The organism is Undibacterium sp. Ji83W (assembly GCF_049340385.1).
Classification (GTDB): domain Bacteria; phylum Pseudomonadota; class Gammaproteobacteria; order Burkholderiales; family Burkholderiaceae_D; genus Undibacterium.
Window position 1 is genome coordinate 63,200 of record NZ_JBMPOZ010000004.1, and the last position, 16,279, is coordinate 79,478.

Consider the following 16,279-nt stretch of genomic DNA (forward strand, 5'->3'; position numbering starts at 1 on the left):
TATTGGCAACAAGGCTAGTCTAGACACAGTAGTTAAAGCTTACTTGTACCCGTACGACGAATTTGTACCGACACGTCATCCCTTTGAAAAAAAATCAGGCCAGCCGTGGATAGGTAAACAAGAGGAAGTGGCATAGATTAAAAGCAGCATGCGTAATTATTACCCATTCCAGCCTGCGGGTCTGGTGATAGACAATCGCATAGCCCAGCCCGGCAACTGCCGCTAGGGCCGCATACTGCATACCACCACCAAGATGTGCGAGACCAAACAGCACTGCTGACACCACAATCGCCAGATAACCAAAGACTGGCTTGTTACCAAGGCGGTAGATCGCGTCCTGTATCAGTCCACGGAAAAAAGCTTCTTCCGCCACACAAGTCAAAAACAGGTTTATGGCCAGGAAGAACAAAGTCGCTTCTGGTAATTTTGGGGAGAAACTGAAGAAATGCGTGGCCAGACCTAGGACAATCAAGACTGCAATAGTCAGCAAGGCAGGCAGGGCAATACGCTTGCCATCGACCAGGAATTGCTTGAAGCTGCTGGCGCGTGCGCAAAACAGGCTCAGCAACAAATAACCCGCCATCCCCTTATCGAAATTGGCATACAGGGTAAAAGGAATCGCGTCATCGCTGAACCTGACTTTGTCCAGCAACAGGATATTGTGAAAACCTGGCGCCTTATGCATGGCCAGCACCAGAGCCACCACCAGCGCCAGGACACCGGCCAGTATGCGCAGGGAAAGTGGCAGTGTATTCCTGACACTTGCCCACAGTAAAAGTGCCAGTACCAATAGCACTACAGCTGCCACTGGCGTGATAAGGCCGCTAACCAGGGCGGAGACGCCGGCAAGCACGGCGAGCAGGTGACCAGGCACCAGACTTTTGAGTGGTCCGGGTACAGTCATTTTGGGCAGCCATGCAGCCACGATGGCTGCGTACAAGAAAATATAAGGCAGTATCTGGAGGAATTGCAGCTCAGGCACAGTCGTCATGGGGAAATTATCCTGTCGGGCGGTTGTTTGCTTTTTGCAAGTCCGCCAAGGATAGATAATTTTATAAAAATGTCAATATTTATCCCTGGCCTTGCAACACACATTTGCCCAGCCTGATTTCCGCATCAGTTACGCATGCTAAAACTTGCCCCGCAAGCAATCGCCACCCTGTTCCACGCATTCATGAGGCCGATGACAAAGGCCAGATCAACCAGTTCTTTTTCCATGAAATGTTTAGGCAATTCTTGTTGCAGCTCTTCATCAACATGCTTGCCAGCTATGCCAGTCAATGCTTCACTCCAGGCCAGTGCTGCCCTTTCGCGCTCGCTAAAGCCAGGCGCTTCGCGCCAGCACACCAGGCTATTGAGGCGCTGGAATTTCTCGCCATGTTCCAGCAAGTCATGCGCATGTTTGTCTACGCAAAATGCACAGCCATTGATTTGCGAGACCCGCAAGAACACCAGGTCGATAAGGGATTTGCCTAGGCTGCTGGCATCCAGCACCGTGTTCACGCCCGCAAGAGCTTGATAAGCTGCAGGTGCCAGGCCAGGGAAATTGAGTTTGAGTGTCATGATAATTTTCCAGTTTTTGAATGAGTCAGCGAAATTGCTTTCTTCATCTATAAGACGCTGGAGGAAATCGGTTTGTGACAGACGGCTTGAATAATTTCTTAAATATTTTGCGATGGCAAAGTCATGCCCTGATAAGCCTGCAATTTATCTGGATTGCGTATGGTGTACAGATCAAGAATTTTTTCACCATCGCTGACGATGGAGATAGTTGCATCAAGTTTGCCGTCTATAAAGCGCAGCAGGCCAGGTTCACCATTGATACTGACTTCAACAAACTGCATGCGCTGCGGATAAGTTCTGGCGACGACATGGTAGAGGCGGGCTATGCGTGCTGCGCCATGCAGGATGCGGTTGACAGAGGCAATCTTACCGCCGCCATCGCCTATCATTTGCGCATCGTCGGCAAACAAGGCACTGAGTTCTTTTAAATTGCCGCTTTGTGCCGCCAGACTAAAACGCTGCAGCAGTTGTCTGTGATGATCACGGCTGACCGCAAAGCGCGGCTTTTCTTGCAGCACCCTTTCTTTTGCACGGTGTACCAATTGGCGGCAAGCTGCTGCCGTCTTGCCCAGCATGCCTGCAACTTCAGGGTAATCCACATCGAAAACCTGGTGCAAAAGAAAGGCGGCGCGTTCTTCTGCGGACAAACGTTCCAGCATGGTCAAGAATGCCAGCGAGACATCACTGCTGAATTCAGCCATCAGTTCTGGCGTCTGGCTATCGACTTCTATCATGGGCTCGGGCAACCACGGGCCAGTATAGTTTTCGCGCTCGCGCTTGAGTACCCGCAATCTATCGATGCAAAGACGGCTGATGACCGTCACCAGCCAGGCCTGGGGTTCACGGATTTGCAATAACTCTTCATCCGTTAGCGCGTGCCAGCGCAGATAGGTGTTTTGCACCAGGTCTTCGGCCTCAGCCCGGGACGCCAGCATGCGGTAGGCAATGCCAAACAGGCGGGGTCTATGGTCAGTAAAGCTTTGCAGGCGGTTCATCATGGTGGCGTCCGGTATGTTCATGATGATAAGACGAAACAGCATCGCTGTTTGTGACAGCGGATAGAAAAAAACCGCAGATTTTTTCTATCTGCGGTTTTTTTCAACTTAAGTAACTCAGAATCTGTGGCGTATGCCAGCAATAACGCTGGTGGCACGGTCTGCCGTACTGATCTTGTCACTCATCAGCACTGCATACACATCTGTACGCTTGGACAGGTTGTAGTCATAACCAGCCGACAGGGTATCGCGCTTGTATTCTGTGTTGGCGGTCAGCGTGCCATTACGTTTGGTATTCGCGTAAGCCAGCAAGATGTCGCCGCCACCCGCCGGGATCTTGGCGCCCAGGCTATAAATCTTGTCATCCATCTGCTTGCCTGCCGCCGTGTCATTTTTACTGGATGTATAAGTGGCATACAACTTGGCGGCTGTCAGGTCATAGCTGGCACCGACGAAGTAAGCTGTCTGGCTATTGATCGAGGCAAAATTCACGGGCGCGGATGTGGCATCTACGATTGCCGAACCGCCGAGGGGATTTGACACCTGGACTTTTTGATAAAAGGCACTCAGGGCCAGCGGGCCATTGAAGTACAAGGCATTCAGGCCTATGTTGCGCGTGCCTGTGTCACCAGCTTTTTCACCAAACTGGTAATGCATATTGGCACTGAAACCTGAGAAATTGGGTGTGCTGTAAATGATTTCATTGCTCCAGCCAGAATCACCAGCGGCAGAATTGGCCCAGGTGCGCGAAGCAAAGCCACCGGATGGGACATACCAGTGCAGCACCAAAGGTGATACGTCGAAAGAATCACCAAAGGGATTGAAAATCACGACGGGCAAGAAGCTGGGTGCCAGGTCACGCCCCAGAGAAACGCGGCCAAAGCTGCCAGACAAGGCAACATTGGCATCACGAGAAAACAAGGTATCACCACCAAAGCGGCCAGACTCACCAGTATCAGGACGCAGGAAGGCCGTGAGCGCAAATTCTGCCTTGAGGCCACCACCAAGGTCTTCTACCCCTTTGAAACCAAACCAGGACGTGGTCATGCCACCGGGTGTGATGGCAGCCGTGCTGGCCTTGTCGCCACTCATTTTGACTGAGCCCACCGACAAATCCACCAGGCCTTGCACGGTGACACTGGATTGCGCCAGCGCACTGCCGGCACACAAACAAGAAGCGACTGCCAAAACCATGAATTTCATCTGCATTTTCATCTTTTTTTCCTTCTCTCAGGTTTAACAACGATTTTTTTCAGCGTGGTGGCAAATCAAACTTTGTCAGCTCAATCAAGGGCAGGCAGGACTTGGATACATCCGGCCAGTCAACAGGCGCTGGATTTATTTAGCTAGCTGCATTTACTTAACGACATAGGGATGTACTTGTTTCCAGTGTTCTGCGATATCGATGCGGCGGCAGACCCAGACCTTGTCATGCGACTGCACATAATCCAGAAAGCGCTGGAAGGCACGGAAACGCCCGGGCCGCCCCAGCAAGCGGCAATGCATGCCTATGGATAGCATTTTTGGTGCATTGTCACCCTCAGGATCACCTTCGGCATACAAGAGGTCGAAACTGTCTTTCAGGTAATCATAGAAATGCTCACCTGTATTAAAACCCTGGGGCGTGGCGAAGCGCATGTCATTGCTGTCCAGGGTATAGGGCACGACCAGATGTGGATGCTGCTGACCATCGCTGGTCGTCACTTGCGTCCAGAACGGCAGATCATCGCCATAGTAATCAGCATCATAGGCAAAGCCGCCATGCTCCACCACCAGCTTGCGGGTATTCGGTGAATCACGCCCGGTGTACCAGCCCAGCGGCGCTTTGCCAGTCAGCTCGCGCATGATTTGCACGGCTTGTTGCATGTGTTCGCGCTCTATGGTTTCGTCCAGTCCTTGATAATGTATCCAGCGCAAGCCGTGACAGGCAATTTCATGACCCAGCTCGCCAAAAGCCTGGGTAAGCTCGGGATGGCGCTGCAAGGCCATGGCGACACCAAACACTGTCAGCGGCAACTGGCGCTTTTCAAATTCACGCAAGATGCGCCAGACACCAGCGCGGGAACCATACTCGTAAATGGATTCCATCGACATATGGCGCGCTTCATAAGCTGCTGCACCAACGATCTCGGATAAAAACTGCTCGGACGCACGGTCGCCATGCAGCACACAATTTTCGCCGCCCTCTTCATAATTCAGGACAAATTGCAGAGCTATCCTGGCCTGGCCTGGCCATTGTGCATGCGGGACATGGCGGCCATAGCCTATAAGGTCGCGAGGATACTCACTGGATTGCTTATTCGGCTGCTTGCTGGACTGCGTCATACTTTTTATTCTCCGGAGTACATACTGCTCAGGGCAGGCTAATGTCCTGACTTTTAAGGTCCTGGCTTTATTTGTTTTTGCTGAAGCTGCTTTTTCTGCTGGTGAATGCAAGTGACGTGCCATCTTTGCATTTCATCCAATCATTTTTAAATCCGTTTTTAAATCCGTTTACGATTGTCAGCATTTTTTCAGCGATACATATACTGTTTTTAGTATATGTTCTATTAAGAGGCAAATAAGCAACAGCGTTTTCTTAGCTTAAAAACCTGGAACCAAGCAAGTAAATGCTGTGTAAGTACCCTGTAACAAAGGCAACCGTATTACCTTCGCGGCGACAAGCGCAGCAGGCTTGTTACAATGCAGCCCATGCGCCTGCAATCCATAGACCAATTCCTCATCCAGCCACCTCAACCCAAAAACCTGACGGGTTTTCGTCGTTTTTTACTGGAGTTCTGGTATTTCGGCATCAAGGAGGTGCGCTCCTGCCTGTTCGTCGGCCTGTTTTTTGCGTCGATACTCATCGTGCCCAAGGCTGGCTTGTTTGGCTTGCCGCGTTACGATGTGCTGTTTTTGATTGCGCTGCTGATACAGGGCGGCATGGTCTGGAGCAAGCTGGAAACCATGGATGAACTGAAAGCCGTGACCCTGTTCCACATCGTGGGTTTTGCGCTGGAAGTGTTCAAGGTGTCGGGCCAGATACAAAGCTGGGCTTATCCTGAATTTGGTTACACCAAGCTATGGGGCGTGCCGCTGTTCAGCGGTTTCATGTATGCCAGCATAGGCAGTTATATCATCCAGGCCTGGCGCTTGTTTGATTTGCGCATACGCCATCATCCGCCTTACTGGATGGCTGGCCTGATAGGCATACTGATCTACCTGAATTTTTTTACTCACCATTATATTGGTGACTATCGCTGGTATCTGGCTGCTTGTGCACTGGGCTTGTATGCGCGTTCGTCAGTGGTGTTTCGCCCGCTGGATCGTGACCGCAGCATGCCTCTGCTACTGTCCTTCGTGTTGATCGGTTTCTTTATCTGGCTGGCAGAAAATATGGGGACCTTCTTTGGTATCTGGCGTTACCCCAACCAACTGGGTGCCTGGTCTACCGTGCATGTGGGCAAATGGAGTTCATGGTCTTTGCTGGTCATCATGACCTTTACCATTGTTGCCCATCTCAAGCATATCAAGCGACATATTCATATCGCGGAATAAATCACCGAGCTGATTTCTAAAGTTTCCAGGCAAAAAAATAGCCCGCTATTAGCGGGCTTAAATCCAAACCTTAGGAGGTGTTGGAGGAGACAGATACTACTTTAATGCGGTGCAGCATATCTGTATGCTTTATTATCCATATATCAGGTATACACATTTAGAATATCTCTCAATACATGAATACCACTTAGCTTTATCATGGCTTATTTGTAGCTTATTTATTGATTTTTTACTGAAAAACATGCATACCAGTAAGATTCAGACTACTTCTAGAGTAGTTATTCAAACTTCCTCCAGGAGTTTCGCCATGATGAAATCGTCTATATATTCCTGCTCATCGCTACGTTTGTAGAATTGACGTAATCTGCCTTCAATCTCAAAGCCCAGGCGCTGGTAAAAAGCCAGGCCCCTGCTATTGTCAGCTTCCACAATTAATTCCACCCGCCTTACTCCCATAGCCTCCAGCGTCTGTATCGCCTCAGCCAGCATGGCCTGGGCTACGCCTTTACCCTGAAAATGCGGTGCTACTGCCAGTGTCCCAAGCTGAGCAACATGAGCAGCACGACCGGGGTAGCGACTGATTCTGTAAAATCCGGCAATTTCTTCCTGGCTAAGATGGACAAAGAATGCTTTGCTTCTCAGCAACTCATCAAAAATGAGTGAAAACTGCTCCAGTGGCATGGGGTCATAACCAAGAAAACGAACCACTGTTTCGTCCATATAGATGGCATACACAGAATGTAGATCATCCCGATTTGCTAGTCTTTGCATGAAAGTCCTATTTATTTTTACAGCACAATTCCAAGGAAATTATCACAATATACACTCAATAGTGATATGTCGATTTGGGTGCTGCACAGAAAAAGCAAGTCGGGGAATATAGGGAATGGCAAAAAAAAACCCGCAAACTTTGCGGGTTTAAATCCAAACCTTAGGAGGTGTTGGAGGAGACAGGTACAACTATATCGCAGCGCAACAAATTTACCAAGATCTATTTATGCATATCAATCATTCATAAATCACATATCAGGATATATGAAATATTTCCATGTGGAATAGAAAAAATCATGAAATTGACGAATGCAGGGCGAAGAATTAAAAAAGCAAAAAAAAACCCGCGACCTTGCGGTTGCGGGTTAAATCCAAACCTTAGGAGGTGTTGGAGGAGACAGGTACTACTTTATCGCACTGCAGCAAATAAGTCTTCTTTATTTTTGACATAATCGTTATCACTGTTTTAGATATCTCTCGCCTTATCCATGGTTTTCACACATGTCTGCCTGGCTGTAACCCTGAGTTTGGCATCACCATAGCCAGGACATGTAATTTACATAATTATTGTAACCAGGTAGCTCATTACTCCAGCCTATAATGCCAATAATGAAATTTTTCTTATCAAAAAGATTTTCTATCTCCCTGGCTGACTACACTTAACTCTATACATGTCATTTCTACGCCCGCACTTCCTGCTCAAACAATCCGGCAAACCTCTTTTCTATATTAGCCTGGCGCTCGCCTTTTCCTGCGTGGCGACCATGGCTAGTGCGGCAGATCTGGGTGCTCGCAATCTTGGCTTTGAAGAATGGCAGGCTGGTCAAAGTCTGCCGTCTGGCTGGAAGATGTTGATGGAAGCACATACCGTCAGCGCGGACTGTGAGCTGGCGAAAGAGGGCAAATGTTCAGTCAAGATTGAAAGTAACGAAAAAACTCCTAAAGGGGCAATGACCGTCATTGGACAAACCCTGGTCGCCAGCACGATAGGTGGCCATCCTTTGCGCTTGTCTGGCTGGATCAAAACCAGGGATGTCAACAAAGGCCGCGCCGAACTCTTGTTTCAGGTCGATGGCAAATTAAAGAAAGCCGTAGCAGAGGCAATGCTGACCAAGCGTGGCCCTACCGGCAGCAAGGACTGGCAACGCTTTGAGATTAAAGTGCCGGTGGCAGCAAATGCCGCCTTGGTACACTTTGGTGTAGGCCTGGTGGGTGAAGGCACTGCCTGGTTTGATGATATAAAACTGGAGGTCGATGAAAGTATTGTGGTACCTGATATCGCGGAAATAAAAAAGCCAGCACGTCCACAACAATCCATGCAATTGCTGGACGACCAGAGCCTTGCTTTGCCTGCCGGACTCATCCCAACCATACAAGCTGCATGGCAAACAGGCATACAAAAAAACGCCCACAGCCTGCGCTCACTTTTTAGTGATGACTTCAGTGACCTGCAATTCCTGAAGCCCTTGCTGAAAGACAAGCGCATCGTGCAACTTGGTGAAAGCGCCCATGGAGTTGCAGAATTCAACTGGATGAAAACCCGCTTGATTAAATTCTTGCATCAGGAAATGGGATTTGAACTCATCGCCATGGAAGCATCAATGACTGCGGCCGATGCGGCCAATGCCAATCTCGATAAAACTTCTGGCCTTGAAGCCATGCTCAGCAGCCAGTTTGGCACTCTCGCCACCGATGAAACCCTGGACTTGTTCAATTACCTGAAGCAGGGAGCAGCAGGCAAACCCCGCCTGATACTTGCCGGATTTGATAATCAGGATAGTGGTTATCTGGGGCATCAAAACATCATCGCCAGGTTCAAGTCCATCCTATCAGTGGTAGATCCCGAGCTAGCGGGGCAAGTAGATGGCATTGAAGAAAAATTGAATGCCCTGCTCAACAAGCAAATACCGGTGACTGCAGCAAGTGATTTGCCTGGGCACTATGAACTCATCGCCGATACGCTGCTCAGGAACCGCACAACACTGGCGAAGCAGTTTCCAGCATACATGGTAGATATGACGATACAGGAAGCACGCTCAAGAGTGACGTTCAGCCAGCAACTGGCTTTCTCGCCCATGAGCAATGAATCCACAGAGATGCGCGACCAGCGCATGGCAGAGAACCTGAACTTCCTGGCCGACACTGTCTATCCGAAAAAGAAAATCATCGTCTGGGCACATAATTTTCATATAGCCAATGACTGGACCGACAAAACACATGCAAAAACCATGGGCGTATGGATGGCAGAAAAACGCCGCAAAGAAATATACACCATAGGTCTGTACATGGGCCGCGGTGTTCTGGGCAACTATGGCAAGGAAAGTTACGCTGAAATTGCAACACCACCAGCAGGCAGCATGGAAAGCATACTGGCAAATGGCCGTTTGAAAATGAGCTTTGTGGATTTTTCACTAGCCAAACCAGATGCCAGTAACAGCTGGATGTTCACGCCTGGTCATGCACGCTATTGGGGTATGACACCAGAGGGGATTACTCCAGCCAAAGCCTATGATGCTGTCATCTATATCGACAGAGTTACTCCCTCAGAGTATCCGAAGTAGGCAGATACGGCCCCTGGATAAGCGCTATAAAACATCTGCACTGACGCCCACCTGCATGTTCCTCAGGTGTTTAAGTGACACGCTGAAAAATGCGAGGGAGCCACTTCCCTGAGCAAGGGCTGCTCTGTCACACATCTCGGCATGGCATGCGGGCAGCGTGGATGAAAATGACAGCCAGTCGGCGGATTAAGCGGTGAAGGAATTTCGCCTTTGATAGCGACATATTCCATCTTGCGCACTTCCAGCCTGGGGGCAGATGCCAGCAAGGCTTGCGTGTAGGGATGGTTAGGCCGTTCAAAAATTTCTGTCGTCGCGGCGGATTCAACCACGCGGCCCAGGTACATGATGAGTACGCGGTCAGACACATGCCTGACGACGCCAAGGTCATGGCTGATGAACAGATAAGTCAGGTTCAATTCATCACGCAACTGGATGAATAAGTTCAAAACCTGCGCCTGTATCGACACATCCAGCGCCGCTAAAGCTTCATCGCACACCAGCAATTCAGGCTTGACGGCCAGTGCCCTGGCGATGCCTACGCGGGCACGCTGACCGCCAGAAAACTGATGCGAAAAACGCTTCAGCACCGCCGGGTCCAGCCCCACTTTTTGCAGCAGGTGTTCTACATATTCCTGCTGTTCTGCCGCCTTGATGATGCCATGCACAACCGGTGCTTCACCCACGATATCTTGCACGCGCAGGCGCGGATTCAGCGAGGCATACGGGTCCTGGAATATCATTTGTACGGCCAGCTGCATTTGCTTGCGTTTGGCCTGGTCCATGTCTGCCAGGTTTTCACCACGCCACCAGCGGGTACCGTCAGATAAAGTGTGCAAGCCCACGGCCATGCGACCTAGTGTAGATTTGCCGCAACCGGATTCTCCGACCAGACCGACAACTTCACCCGCTTGCAGACTCAAATCGACTTGATCAACGGCGTGGACAATTTGCTGTTTGCTGTCTGCACCAAACAACTGAGTCAATTTATCAGTAAATGCGACAGGTTTGGCAAAGCGTTTGCTGACCTGGCGCAGTTCCAGCAGGGCTGGCTGGCGGATATCAGTCATGCGTCACATCTGTCACTGTGTGCATGGGATGGAAGCACAATACACTGTGGCCCTGCAGATTTTCTGTCACCGGGTCTTGTTCACAAACAGAGGTCGCACGTTCACAGCGCAGGCGGAATGCACAGCCCCGAGGCAAGTTCAGCAAGGACGGAGTTGACCCTGGAATCTGACGCAGGCTTTGTCCATGCAGGTTGCGTGATGGTGATGAAGCGATCAGGCCATGGGTATAGGGATGCCAGGCCTGTTCCAGTACTTGTTGCACGCTGCCGCTTTCGACTATCTTGCCGGCATACATTACGGCGACAGTATCAGCCAGACCAGCCACCACGGACAGGTCATGAGTAATCCATATCAATGCCGTGCCAGATTCGCGGCACAGCTTTTGCATTTCATACAGGATCTGCCCCTGTATGGTGACATCAAGCGCGGTAGTCGGCTCGTCACAGATAATCAGCTCTGGCTCATTCAGGAGTGCAATGGCGATTGCCACCCTTTGCCGCATACCACCGGAAAACTGGTGGGGATAGGACTGCAGTCTTTCATCTGGTGAGGGTATGCCAACCTTGACCAAGGCGGCGCGTGCCATGTCGCGTGCTTTTTCGCGACTCACATCTTGATGGGCAAAGATGGTTTCCATCATTTGCGTATCGATGCGCAGGACTGGGTTCAGGGTCATCATCGGGTCCTGGAATATCATGGCAATGCGGTTGCCGCGAATTTGCCGCATGGCTTCTGCCGTCAGGCTGCGCAAGTCCTGGCCCTTGAATAAAACCTTGCCTGTCGTGACTTTACCGGGAGTATCGATCAGGCCCATGATGGAATAGGCCGTCATGGATTTGCCAGAACCGGATTCACCGACCAGGCCCATGATTTGCCCGGGCTGCACACTGAAGCTGACATTATTCACCGCGCGCACAGTACCGGCACGGCTGGCAAATTCAGTCTGCAGGTTTTGCACGTCCAGAGTCGCCATCGTCATATTTTTCTCCACCTATTGCGTCTGCAAGCGCGGGTTGAGCACATCGCGCAAATGGTCAGCCACCAGGTTGATGGATACCACTGTCAGCAACAAGGCCAGGCCGGGATAAAAACTGATCCAGTACTTACCGGACAACAGATATTGATAACCATTGGCGATCAGCAAACCCAGTGAGGGTTCTGTCACTGGCAAACCCAGGCCCAAAAATGAGAGCGTAGCTTCAAGCGAAATTGCAGATGCGACCTGCAAGGCCGCAATGACAATCAATGGCGGCAGGCAGTTGGGCAACAAGTGACGCCAGATAATGCGCGCCGGTGACAAGCCCAGGCCGACTGCTGCTTCTATATATTCTTTTTGCCTTTCCACCAGTGCCGCACTGCGGGCAGTACGCGCATAGTAAGCCCATTGCACCAGCACCAGCGCAATGATGATCTTGCCCACGCCCTGCCCTGTCAGCGCCAGCAAGATCATGGCGATCAGGATGGCGGGGAAAGATAACTGTATGTCAGCAATACGCATGATGATGGCTTCGACACGACCACCCAGATAACCTGCCAGCAAGCCAAGACTCAGTCCTATTGCCAGCGCAATCACAGTGCTGGAAAAACCAACGATGAGCGAAATACGCAAGCCATAGAAGATGGCCGACAGCATGTCGCGGCCCTGCTCATCGGTGCCTAGCAAAAAGCTATGCTTGCCATCGGCAGAGAGTTTGCCAGGTTCCAGGCGTGAATCCATGACATCCAGCGCCATCAGGTCATACGGGTTTTGCGGTGAGATCAGTGGCGCAAATATCGCCAGCAAGACCAGCAGCAATAAAACCAGGCTGCCCAGACTGGCGATGCGGCTGGCAAAGAAGTCGCGCAAGAAACGCTGCAGGGGCGTTTCAATTTTTGGAGTGATCGTTTCAGTCATCGCGGTCATAAAAATCAGCCCCGGCTTTCTGACAGACGCACGCGCGGGTCCAGCAATGAATACACCACATCCACCACCAGATTGATGAGAATAAACAGGCTGACAATCAACAGCAGGTAGGCAACGATGACTGGTCTGTCCAGCACGCGTATCGAATCAATGATGAGCTTGCCCATGCCCGGCCAGGCGAACACCGATTCAGTGACAATCGCAAAGGCGATGATGGAACCGAATTGCAAGGCAATCACAGTCACGATAGGGATCAGGATATTCTTGAGTACATGCACGCCGATGATGCGGCTATTGCGCAAGCCCTTGGCGCGGGCAAAGCGCACATAGTCTTGCAGCAGCGCTTCTTGCGCACCTGAGCGCGTCAGGCGTATCACCATGGCGATATTGAAAAGCGCCAGGTTGAGCGCAGGCAAGAGCAGATGCTTGAGGCCATCAATACTCAAAAAACTCACGGGCACGCCCAGCAAGAGTGTCGTCTCACCACGCCCGCTGGAAGGCAGCCAGCCGAGTTGCACGGCAAACACCATGATCAGCATCAACCCGACCCAGAAAGTAGGTAAAGAGAAGCCCAGTATCGATACCGCCATGATGCTTTTTGCAGCAATGCTGTCTGGCCGCAAACCAGCCAGCAGACCTAGTGGTATGCCCAGAACTATCGCAAGCAAGATGGCAAATACGGCCAGCTCCAGTGTAGCGGGCATGCGTTCCAGGATCAGGCCCAGTGCCGGTGTCGCATAAGCGAAGGAACGCCCCATGTCACCAGCCAGGGCATTTTTCAAAAATAACCAGTATTGCTGCGGCAGACTCTGGTCCAGGCCAAAGGCGGCGATGATACGCAGGCGCTCTGTCTGGTCTGCCTCAGGGCTGATCAGGATATCGATGGGGTTGCCTATCGCATACACGCCAGCAAATACCAGCAATGACATGAGCAGCAAAACAGCCAGGCTTTGCAGCAGGCGGCGCAAGATGAAAGCAGGCATGTATCAGACCTGCCTTGCCATCATATGCAGACATAAGCGCAGATACAGGGAATCCCCATGGGCTGGCCCATGGCTGGTTTTCCGGCATGAATAATTCATGGATATCTTCATCGCTTCTGTATGCTGTTTTAATGAGGTTTTAGCGAATTTTACAGGCTTTACACTAGCCTCGTGCGGGCTGTGCCATCTGCTACACTAAGAGGCTGTTGCGGGCCTTGCCTGCAGATCTACTCGCATAAACTGAGCTTACATGTCCATCAAGCGTATTGCCCTGCGTATTGTCCTGCATCTTTTCCTGATATTAGTCGTCCTGCTATTGCCGCCTTTGGTGTACGACTACATCAGTCACACCAGTCTCAGTACAGTGCCTGGCATGCTGATGCTCGGTGGCCTCAGCTATCCTGTTTACTTTTCTTACCTGGTCACCCGCATGCATAGCGTCCGTGCCAGATTCATATTGCTGCATCTGATCGCCATGCTGACGATCTCTTTCTTCACGCTTGAGGCCAGTGATCGTTCTACTCCATTCATCGTGGCTTTGCTGCCCGCCATCCTGGGCCTGATCACACTGCCCATGGCCGCTGTAGCCAGGCTACGCAAACAAAGACCGCTGGCAAGCAACTGCCTGTTGAGCACCCTGGTGTCCGGCCCTATAGGCCTGGCCCTGAGCATGCTGGCCATTTACGGCATGGGCATGAGTGCCATGTCTGGCATGCGCTGGTAAGGTAAGCTGGCCATGGCATTTAGTCAAAGCAGTTTTGGTAGTATGGATATGCAAATCAAGATGTAAGGACTACAGCCACCGGTTTGCCCGGAATCTGGTATCTTTCTCTATACGGAAGAAACTTGTTTGCTAGCGCCGATGTTGGCTTGGCTATCATTTTTCTTATCAACAGGATAACATCCTGAAAAGAATAGTTTGCGCATATCTGCCACTGGCTCATCGCCAGCTCAATGATGCAACGCAATCCGGAGACAAAAAATGAAACTGATAGACCCTATCGTCCAATTCCAGGCTGAAATCCAGCAAATCCGGCGTGATATCCATGCCCACCCGGAACTTTGCTTTGAAGAACACCGTACCTCTGAAGTCGTCGCGCAAAAGCTGGAAGCCTGGGGCATACCCATCATTCGCGGCCTGGGTGGTACTGGCATCGTTGGTGTACTCAAGAATGGCAGCAGCGAACATGCCATAGGCATGCGTGCCGACATGGATGCCCTGCCCATGCAGGAAATCAATACCTTTGCCCATACCTCCAAGCATGACGGGAAAATGCATGCCTGCGGACATGATGGCCACACTGCCATGTTGCTGGGGGCCGCGCATTACCTGTCCAAGTACAAGGAATTCGATGGCACGGTTTACCTGATCTTCCAGCCTGCTGAAGAAGGTGGCGGCGGTGCCCGTCGCATGATAGAAGACGGCATGTTTGAGAAATACCCCATGGATGCAGTATTTGGCATGCATAACTGGCCGGGTGCAGCGGTGGGCACTTTTGGCGTTACGCCAGGCCCCATGATGGCTTCGTCGAATGAATTTGAAGTCATCGTCAGGGGCAAGGGTGCCCATGCGGCGCAACCGCACAAAGGCATTGACCCTATCATTGTGGCGATACAAATGGCGCAGAGCTGGCAAACCATCGTCAGCCGCAATGCCAGCCCGCTGGAGTCAGCCGTCCTGTCGGTCACACAAATCCATTCCGGCAGCGCCACCAATGTCATCCCCGATGAAGCAACGCTGATAGGTACGGTGCGCGCCTTCAGTACGGAAATGATAGACCTCATCGAAAAACGCATGCATACCATCGCCGAACATACAGCGGCGGCCTTTGATGCCCAGGTGGATTTCCGCTTCAAGCGCAATTACCCGCCCCTGATCAATCACGCCAAGGAAACCGCCTTCGCTGCCGAAGTCATGCGCAGCGTGGTGGGCGCGGATAATGTCGATGCCCAGGTAGAACCCACCATGGGCGCAGAAGATTTTTCTTTCATGTTGCAGGCCAAACCGGGTTGCTACGCCTTCATAGGCAACGGCGACGGCGGTCACCGGGACATGGGACATGGCCTGGGACCTTGCAATCTGCATAATCCCAGCTATGACTTTAATGATGATTTGCTACCCATAGGAGCAACTTATTGGGTTCGATTGGCAGAAGCCTACTTGAAAAAAAGCACATAAGCAGCCATCTAGGCAGCCTGAATGACCTAAAATCATCACCTAAATTTACCGCAATTCAACCAGCTAATTCAACCAGCTTAAATAAGAAGACTTTCATGGCCGACGAAAAAGAGAATAACGAATCCCAAGCACGCAGCCCTTTCCTCGAAGAAAAGGCCTTTAAATCCCGTACTGTGCTGGTATTTGGCACGATCAACGACAAACTGGCATCTGAAATCTCCCAGCGTCTGATCGCCCTGTCGGCAGAGTCCAAAGAACCTATCACTATCTTGGTATCGTCCCCCGGCGGCCATGTCGAATCCGGTGACGTCATCCATGACATCATCAAGTTCATTGATGCACCGGTAAATATGGTTGGCACTGGCTGGGTAGGTAGCGCCGCTGTGAACGTTTTCCTGTCGGTACCCAAGGAAAGACGTGTCTGCCTGCCAAACACCCGCTTTTTGATCCACCAGCCTAGTGGTGGTTTTGGCGGCCAGGCAACGGATATCGCAATCCAGGCCCGTGAAATCGTCAAGATACGCGAGCGCATTGCCGCCTTGATCGCCAGAGAATCTGGCCAGACGCTGGAAAAAGTGACTACCGATATAGACCGTGATTTCTGGATGAGTGCTGCCGAAGCCAAGGAATATGGCCTGGTGTCACGTATTATTATCAATCAAAGCGAACTGTCTTGAACCTTCTTTTTCAGGCTTTAGTTTGAGTATGAAAATTGCCACA

The 16,279-nt window shown here is 51.1% G+C and carries 15 protein-coding genes; 5 read left to right on the top strand and 10 right to left on the bottom strand.

Going from position 1 to position 16,279, the window contains the following annotated elements; all coding sequences use genetic code 11:
* Positions 1 to 94: 94 nt before the first annotated feature.
* From ACO0LD_RS09355 to puuE, 5 genes are all read right to left on the bottom strand, one after another.
* Positions 95 to 991, bottom strand: coding sequence for a lysostaphin resistance A-like protein (locus ACO0LD_RS09355; RefSeq protein WP_423006027.1), 897 nt, complete (start codon positions 989 to 991; stop codon positions 95 to 97).
* Between the two features lie 125 nt (positions 992 to 1,116).
* Positions 1,117 to 1,563, bottom strand: coding sequence for a carboxymuconolactone decarboxylase family protein (locus ACO0LD_RS09360; protein WP_423006029.1), 447 nt, complete (start codon positions 1,561 to 1,563; stop codon positions 1,117 to 1,119).
* 98 nt (positions 1,564 to 1,661) lie between these two features.
* The gene (gene sigJ, locus ACO0LD_RS09365; RefSeq protein WP_423006031.1) at positions 1,662 to 2,603 is read right to left on the bottom strand and encodes an RNA polymerase sigma factor SigJ; all 942 of its coding nucleotides are present in this window, start codon (positions 2,601 to 2,603) and stop codon (positions 1,662 to 1,664) included.
* Between the two features lie 72 nt (positions 2,604 to 2,675).
* A complete protein-coding gene (locus ACO0LD_RS09370) occupies positions 2,676 to 3,767 on the bottom strand; it encodes a porin (RefSeq protein ID WP_423006488.1) in 1,092 nt (363 codons plus the stop codon).
* A gap of 147 nt (positions 3,768 to 3,914) precedes the next feature.
* Positions 3,915 to 4,883 carry an allantoinase PuuE gene (puuE, locus tag ACO0LD_RS09375; RefSeq protein ID WP_423006033.1) on the bottom strand — a complete coding sequence of 323 codons (969 nt, stop codon included), beginning with the start codon at positions 4,881 to 4,883 and terminating at the stop codon, positions 3,915 to 3,917.
* Between the two features lie 366 nt (positions 4,884 to 5,249).
* On the opposite strand from puuE, the gene ACO0LD_RS09380 reads away from it, so the two are divergent.
* The gene (locus ACO0LD_RS09380; protein WP_423006035.1) at positions 5,250 to 6,095 is read left to right on the top strand and encodes a DUF817 domain-containing protein; all 846 of its coding nucleotides are present in this window, start codon (positions 5,250 to 5,252) and stop codon (positions 6,093 to 6,095) included.
* Positions 6,096 to 6,377: 282 nt separating this feature from the next.
* On the opposite strand, the gene ACO0LD_RS09385 is transcribed toward ACO0LD_RS09380, so the two are convergent.
* Entirely contained in the window at positions 6,378 to 6,866 is a 489-nt protein-coding gene (locus tag ACO0LD_RS09385) for a GNAT family N-acetyltransferase (RefSeq protein WP_423006037.1), read from the bottom strand.
* A 671-nt stretch (positions 6,867 to 7,537) separates the two neighbouring features.
* Between ACO0LD_RS09385 and ACO0LD_RS09390 the strand changes: the two genes are divergently transcribed.
* Positions 7,538 to 9,427, top strand: a complete 1,890-nt coding sequence (locus ACO0LD_RS09390) for an erythromycin esterase family protein (RefSeq protein ID WP_423006039.1) — start codon at positions 7,538 to 7,540, stop codon at positions 9,425 to 9,427.
* Positions 9,428 to 9,489: 62 nt separating this feature from the next.
* On the opposite strand, the gene ACO0LD_RS09395 is transcribed toward ACO0LD_RS09390, so the two are convergent.
* Genes ACO0LD_RS09395 through ACO0LD_RS09410 form a run of 4 tightly spaced genes read right to left on the bottom strand, consistent with a single transcriptional unit; the run spans position 9,490 to position 13,380 of the window.
* Positions 9,490 to 10,494 (bottom strand): ABC transporter ATP-binding protein, encoded by a 1,005-nt coding sequence (locus ACO0LD_RS09395; RefSeq protein ID WP_423006041.1) that lies wholly within the window; start codon positions 10,492 to 10,494, stop codon positions 9,490 to 9,492.
* On the bottom strand, positions 10,487 to 11,473 hold the full coding sequence (locus ACO0LD_RS09400; protein ID WP_423006043.1) for an ABC transporter ATP-binding protein: 987 nt from the start codon (positions 11,471 to 11,473) through the stop codon (positions 10,487 to 10,489). Before ACO0LD_RS09400 ends, ACO0LD_RS09395 begins: the two co-directional genes overlap by 8 nt.
* A 12-nt stretch (positions 11,474 to 11,485) precedes the next feature.
* Positions 11,486 to 12,397 (bottom strand): ABC transporter permease, encoded by a 912-nt coding sequence (locus tag ACO0LD_RS09405; RefSeq protein ID WP_423006045.1) that lies wholly within the window; start codon positions 12,395 to 12,397, stop codon positions 11,486 to 11,488.
* A gap of 5 nt (positions 12,398 to 12,402) precedes the next feature.
* Positions 12,403 to 13,380, bottom strand: a complete 978-nt coding sequence (locus ACO0LD_RS09410) for an ABC transporter permease (RefSeq protein WP_423006047.1) — start codon at positions 13,378 to 13,380, stop codon at positions 12,403 to 12,405.
* 250 nt (positions 13,381 to 13,630) lie between these two features.
* On the opposite strand from ACO0LD_RS09410, the gene ACO0LD_RS09415 reads away from it, so the two are divergent.
* The 3 genes from ACO0LD_RS09415 to ACO0LD_RS09425 all read left to right on the top strand — a co-directional run bounded on the left by ACO0LD_RS09415 (position 13,631) and on the right by ACO0LD_RS09425 (position 16,236).
* Positions 13,631 to 14,104: a hypothetical protein gene (locus ACO0LD_RS09415; RefSeq protein ID WP_423006049.1), complete on the top strand. Its 474-nt coding sequence runs from the start codon at positions 13,631 to 13,633 to the stop codon at positions 14,102 to 14,104.
* 258 nt (positions 14,105 to 14,362) lie between these two features.
* Positions 14,363 to 15,559: a M20 aminoacylase family protein gene (locus ACO0LD_RS09420; RefSeq protein WP_423006051.1), complete on the top strand. Its 1,197-nt coding sequence runs from the start codon at positions 14,363 to 14,365 to the stop codon at positions 15,557 to 15,559.
* A 95-nt stretch (positions 15,560 to 15,654) separates the two neighbouring features.
* Positions 15,655 to 16,236, top strand: a complete 582-nt coding sequence (locus tag ACO0LD_RS09425; protein WP_423006053.1) for an ATP-dependent Clp protease proteolytic subunit — start codon at positions 15,655 to 15,657, stop codon at positions 16,234 to 16,236.
* Positions 16,237 to 16,279 lie beyond the last annotated feature (43 nt).

Coding starts and splice junctions, on each gene's coding strand:
- ACO0LD_RS09355 (WP_423006027.1), bottom strand. CDS start 991: ATGACGACTGTGCCTGAGCTGCAATTCCTCCAGATACTGCCTTATATT.
- ACO0LD_RS09360 (WP_423006029.1), bottom strand. CDS start 1,563: ATGACACTCAAACTCAATTTCCCTGGCCTGGCACCTGCAGCTTATCAA.
- sigJ (WP_423006031.1), bottom strand. CDS start 2,603: ATGCTGTTTCGTCTTATCATCATGAACATACCGGACGCCACCATGATG.
- ACO0LD_RS09370 (WP_423006488.1), bottom strand. CDS start 3,767: ATGCAGATGAAATTCATGGTTTTGGCAGTCGCTTCTTGTTTGTGTGCC.
- puuE (WP_423006033.1), bottom strand. CDS start 4,883: ATGACGCAGTCCAGCAAGCAGCCGAATAAGCAATCCAGTGAGTATCCT.
- ACO0LD_RS09380 (WP_423006035.1), top strand. CDS start 5,250: ATGCGCCTGCAATCCATAGACCAATTCCTCATCCAGCCACCTCAACCC.
- ACO0LD_RS09385 (WP_423006037.1), bottom strand. CDS start 6,866: ATGCAAAGACTAGCAAATCGGGATGATCTACATTCTGTGTATGCCATC.
- ACO0LD_RS09390 (WP_423006039.1), top strand. CDS start 7,538: ATGTCATTTCTACGCCCGCACTTCCTGCTCAAACAATCCGGCAAACCT.
- ACO0LD_RS09395 (WP_423006041.1), bottom strand. CDS start 10,494: ATGACTGATATCCGCCAGCCAGCCCTGCTGGAACTGCGCCAGGTCAGC.
- ACO0LD_RS09400 (WP_423006043.1), bottom strand. CDS start 11,473: ATGACGATGGCGACTCTGGACGTGCAAAACCTGCAGACTGAATTTGCC.
- ACO0LD_RS09405 (WP_423006045.1), bottom strand. CDS start 12,397: ATGACCGCGATGACTGAAACGATCACTCCAAAAATTGAAACGCCCCTG.
- ACO0LD_RS09410 (WP_423006047.1), bottom strand. CDS start 13,380: ATGCCTGCTTTCATCTTGCGCCGCCTGCTGCAAAGCCTGGCTGTTTTG.
- ACO0LD_RS09415 (WP_423006049.1), top strand. CDS start 13,631: ATGTCCATCAAGCGTATTGCCCTGCGTATTGTCCTGCATCTTTTCCTG.
- ACO0LD_RS09420 (WP_423006051.1), top strand. CDS start 14,363: ATGAAACTGATAGACCCTATCGTCCAATTCCAGGCTGAAATCCAGCAA.
- ACO0LD_RS09425 (WP_423006053.1), top strand. CDS start 15,655: ATGGCCGACGAAAAAGAGAATAACGAATCCCAAGCACGCAGCCCTTTC.